General features: G+C 67.4%; 2 protein-coding genes and 2 tRNA genes. 1 reads left to right on the forward strand and 3 read right to left on the reverse strand.

Annotated features, from left to right (window positions below):
* Positions 1–487 precede the first annotated feature (487 nt).
* The 3 genes from AB0K15_RS47770 to AB0K15_RS47780 form a co-directional block, all read right to left on the reverse strand.
* Positions 488–560, reverse strand: a tRNA-Glu gene (locus tag AB0K15_RS47770).
* Positions 561–661: 101 nt separating this feature from the next.
* Positions 662–733, reverse strand: a tRNA-Gln gene (locus tag AB0K15_RS47775).
* 50 nt (positions 734–783) lie between these two features.
* Positions 784–1,620 (reverse strand): HAD family hydrolase, encoded by an 837-nt coding sequence (locus tag AB0K15_RS47780; RefSeq protein WP_364067846.1) that lies wholly within the window; start codon positions 1,618–1,620, stop codon positions 784–786.
* A gap of 346 nt (positions 1,621–1,966) precedes the next feature.
* Between AB0K15_RS47780 and AB0K15_RS47785 the strand changes: the two genes are divergently transcribed.
* A complete protein-coding gene (locus AB0K15_RS47785; protein ID WP_364067848.1) occupies positions 1,967–3,208 on the forward strand; it encodes an FAD-dependent oxidoreductase in 1,242 nt (413 codons plus the stop codon).
* The last annotated feature ends 560 nt before the right edge of the window (positions 3,209–3,768 follow it).

The raw sequence follows: 3,768 nt of genomic DNA on the forward strand, positions 1-3,768 counted from the left end.
GCTCTGGCTCTGGCTCTGGCTCTGGCTCTGGCTCTGGCTCTGGCTCTGGCTCTGGCTCTGGCTCTGGCTCTGGCTCTGGCTCTGGCTCTGGCTCTGGCTCTGACTCTGGCGAAAACCAACCAGTACCCCTCACCAAAGACAACGGCGGTCCCCAAGCCCGCCCCGCATCAATCCTGATGCTCCGGCCACCCACCCGCTCCCGAGCCGGCCACCGCATCCCAACCGAGAACGAGCTGCTGCAGTCATGGCCGGCACAGCCCGACCCGCACACGAACCACCACACACATCACCAACTCCCCCACTGCCCGCTCCCCGACAGCCCCTCCGAGGCAAAAGACCCGAGCCGCCACCCCACCACCACGAACAGTCCCGTGTAGACACCCACCAACACAGGCCAGCGGCCCTACTCAGCGCCCGAAAACAAACCAACCTCAGAAATGCCAAAAACCCAGGTCCGCAACTGCGGAACCTGGGTGGCGACTATCTGTACCCCCGATGGGATTCGAACCCACGCTACCGGCGTGAGAGGCCGGCGTCCTAGGCCGCTAGACGACGGGGGCTTAGGATCTTTCCCCGTTTCCGGGGAGCTATTCTGTTTTTCTTGCTGGAGAGAACTTACCAGAGGCGATTTCTCGCTCTGCAGGGGGGTCACTCTCCGCAGCTGGGGTACCAGGACTCGAACCTAGACTAACTGGACCAGAACCAGTCGTGCTGCCAATTACACCATACCCCAGTGAGGCACTTTCCCGGCTCGGCCGGTTCAGCACCGCACGGAGAGAAATACTAGAGCACGCTGCCGCGCAGCTGCGCAGCGGGGGTCCCCGCCGCGCGCTGGGCGGGGACGCCGACGGTCGCGTACTCGGAAACCAGCAGCTCAGGCAGCTCGTCGAGGGTTGTGACCGTGTGTACACCGACGGGTGCGCGCTCGCCGGTGCGACCGGTCCCGTCGCGATCGAGCCAGACGGCGCCGAGGCCGGCGTCGTACGCGCCGATCGCGTCGGTGTCGAGCTTGTCGCCGACGTGCACCGTCTGCGCCGGGTCGCAGCCCAGGCCGAGGCACACCGAGTGGAACATCACAGGGTCAGGCTTGGCGACGCCGATCTCGCCGGCGATCGCCACGTGGTCGAAGAACGGCGCCAGCCCGAGGTCCGCGATCTTGCGACGCTGGTGTGCACCCGAGGCGTTCGTCACGGCCGCGAGCAGCAGGCCCGCCGCGCGCAGCCACTCAAGGCACGGCAGGACGTCGTCGAACAGTTGCCACGACGTGGCGAGGATGTCCCGCCGACGCGCCTCGAACGCGGTCACCTGCGCGGAATCCGCGGAGATACCGAGCTCGGCGAGGAAGCATTCGGTGCGACGGTGGTGCATCACGTCGTACCCGAGTTTTCCGGCGACGACCAGCGCCACGTGCTCCTCGGTGATCAAGTCCCACAACGGCCAGAGATCGCTGCGGCCGGTGAGCGCGTGGAGGCTGACGCGGATCGCGGCAGTGCAGTCGATCAACGTGTCATCGATGTCGAGGCAGACCAGACGCAGTTCCGGAGGCGCCCACGGTTCGGATCCGACAGGTGCCGGAGGGGCGGTTCGCGAAGGGGTCGGGGGTGCCACGGCGAAATCCACCCAGTGAGGCTAGGGCACCCGCCGCGTTCGCAACGCGGCCAAAAAGGTGATTGCCGCTCCGCTGATCCGGCGCAAGGCGTCTACTCCCAGTGCGTGGAAAGTGTTGATCCGGTTACGACGCGGGAATCCGGCCAACCGGGTGAGTGAACCGATTCGTGCGATGCCAGTGAAACGGTTCAAGCGGCCACCTTGCCACGAAACCGTGCGCGAAAGTACCGCCCCCTCGGGACGCGTAAGTCCGTTGTGGACAGTCAGCCACGTGACACAACGCCCTCTTGACGCAAGGGCTGTCACGGGTGCATCCTGAGGTTATTCAACGGGTGATGAAAAGAGGGAGATGAGTCAGATGACCGAGCACACGCGTTGCGTGGTCGTCGGCGGCGGACCTGCGGGCATGGTCGCCGGCTTGATCCTGGCGAGGGCGGGGGTCGAGGTGACCGTGCTGGAGAAGCACGTCGATTTCCTGCGCGACTTCCGCGGCGACACGGTCCACCCGTCCACCCTCACCCTGCTCGACGAGCTCGGCCTCGGCGAGAAATTCGACGCGATCCCGCACAGCGAGCTGAGGGAAGCCGGCTTCCCCACTCAGGACGGCGGCCTCATGAAGCTCGCCGATCTGTCGCTGTTGAACGTTCCACATCCCTACATCGCGATGGTCCCGCAGTGGGACCTGCTCAACTTGCTCGCCGAATCAGCTCAGAAGGAACCGACGTTCACCCTCCGCCTGGAGACGGAGATGACCGGCCTGCTCCACTCGCGCGGCCGCGTCACGGGCGTGCGCTACCGGACGGCCGACGGCACCGAAGGCGACCTGGAGTCCGACCTCGTCATCGCCGCCGACGGGCGCTGGTCGCTCGCGCGCCGCACGGCCGGCCTGGAGCCGCGGGAGTTCGACTGCCCCTTCGACGTCTGGTGGTTCCGCCTTTCCCGCCACGAGGACGAAGTCGGCTGGATGCTCATGCCGCGCATGAACCACCGACGGTTCGCCGTGCCGCTGCCCCGCAACGGCTACTACCAAATCGCCTACCTCGCACCGAAGGGCGAAGACCTGCGCGCCGCCGGCATCGAGGCTTTCCGCCGCAACGTCGTCGAGGTCTGCCCCGAGTTCGCCGACCGCGTGCACGAACTGGAGACGATGGACGACATCAAGTTCCTCGACGTCCGCCTCAACCGCCTGCACCGCTGGCACGCCGACGGGCTCCTCTGCATCGGCGACGCGGCCCACGCGATGTCGCCCGTCGGCGGCGTCGGCATCAACCTCGCCGTCCAGGACGCGGTCGCCGCCGCGACCCTCCTGGCCGACCCCCTCCGCCGCGGCCGCGCCTCACAGGACGACCTCGCGAAGGTCCGCACCCGCCGCCTACTCCCGACGATCGCCGTCCAGTCCCTGCAACGGCTCCTCCACCGCGCCGTGATGCGCCCCGTCATGTCCGGCCGCCGCGACGGCCCGCCACCCCAGCTCATCGCCCTCTTCGCGCGCTTCCCCAAACTCGCCTACATCCCCGCGCGCCTACTGGGCCTGGGTTTCCGTCCCGAGCACGCCCCGGCCTTCGCCCGGCGCCCGATGGAACCGGCCGGCAAGAAATAGTCGACCGGGTCCGACGGTCACGCGGCGTCCGCCGAGCCACACAACATGTCCGCGCCCAACCGACTGGTTCGAGCGATACAACGCCTGGCCCCTGAAAGTCCAGAACCGAAGTGCCGCCACGCACCACGAGCGTGGCGGCACTCCCGTCTCTGCCCCTGCCGGCTCCGCAACGCCTCAGGCACGATCACTCCGCCATCAACACACAACGACGAGATCGATCCACGCCCCACCACATCGCCACCCGACAGCGGCGTGTACCGCGCCGACGCCCGCTTCGGTGTCGCCACCAAACGGCGAGATCAACCCAGCCCTGCTTCCCTGCACGAGCAGCGCCCTCGCCACTGCGCGGCATCTGCAGGCCTGACCGTGCCGCGAAGCTCAATCGCGAAGCCCGCCAACTCGGCGACGCTCCCTAACGCTAGTGCCGCACCTCAGAAGGTTGGCGAGGTAATGGCCTCCGGATCCGCTGGCTGATCAGGCCTGGCAGGCTGCCTGGTGGAGGTGGTGTCCATGGCTCGCCGGCCCGAGGTCTTCGTCCATGAGCTGGAGCCCGAACAAGC

It is taken from the genome of Amycolatopsis sp. NPDC049253 (assembly GCF_040678995.1).
In the GTDB taxonomy this organism is placed as follows: Bacteria; Actinomycetota; Actinomycetes; order Mycobacteriales; family Pseudonocardiaceae; genus Amycolatopsis.

Coding starts and splice junctions, on each gene's coding strand:
- AB0K15_RS47785 (WP_364067848.1), top strand. CDS start 1,967: ATGACCGAGCACACGCGTTGCGTGGTCGTCGGCGGCGGACCTGCGGGC.